A 680-nucleotide genomic window follows, 5' to 3' on the forward strand; every position below is an offset into this window, starting at 1 on the left:
CTTTTTCCCTTTGTTACTTTGCGTAATTGACGGTGGTAACTCTCGATCATGTTCGTTGTATATATGAGTTTTCGAAGCTCCGGCGGATATTTGAAGAAGGTTGCAAGTTCGTCCCAATTTTGACGCCATGATTTGACGATGAGTGGGTACTTGCTTCCCCAATTTTCTTCAAACCGTTCCAATTCCAGCAGGGCCGCTTCTTCCGTGACCGCCTTGTAAATTGGCTTTAAGTCCGCTGTTACTTTCTTAAGATCCTTGTAAGAGACGTATCGCGTTGAATTACGGATTTGATGGATAATGCATTTTTGGATATCCGTTTTCGGATAGCAAGCTGCAATGGCTTGCGAAAAACCGCTTAGATTATCGACACAGGTAATAAGGATGTCTTGAACTCCGCGATTCTTAAGCTCATTTAACACATTCAGCCAAAACTTCGCAGATTCGTTTTCTCCAATCCAAATGCCGAGTACATCTTTGTTGCCGTCTAAATCGATGCCAATCACCATATAAGCAGCCTTGTTTACAATATGGCCTTCTTGCTTAACCTTGAAATGAATGGCATCCAAAAAAACAACGGTATAGACCTGCTGCAGAGGACGGTTTTGCCACTCCTTAATAAGCGGTACGATCTTGTTTGTTACGTTGGAGATGAGAGTCGGTGAGACCTCGACACCATACAA

General features: G+C 42.9%; 1 protein-coding gene. It reads right to left on the minus strand.

What is annotated here, in order from left to right:
• On the minus strand, nt 1–680 hold a 680-nt coding region (locus KQX66_RS36385), incomplete at both ends, for an IS256 family transposase (RefSeq protein WP_216798388.1).

The organism is Paenibacillus oleatilyticus (genome assembly GCF_018998565.1).
GTDB classification, from domain to species: domain Bacteria; phylum Bacillota; class Bacilli; order Paenibacillales; family NBRC-103111; genus Paenibacillus_G; species Paenibacillus_G oleatilyticus.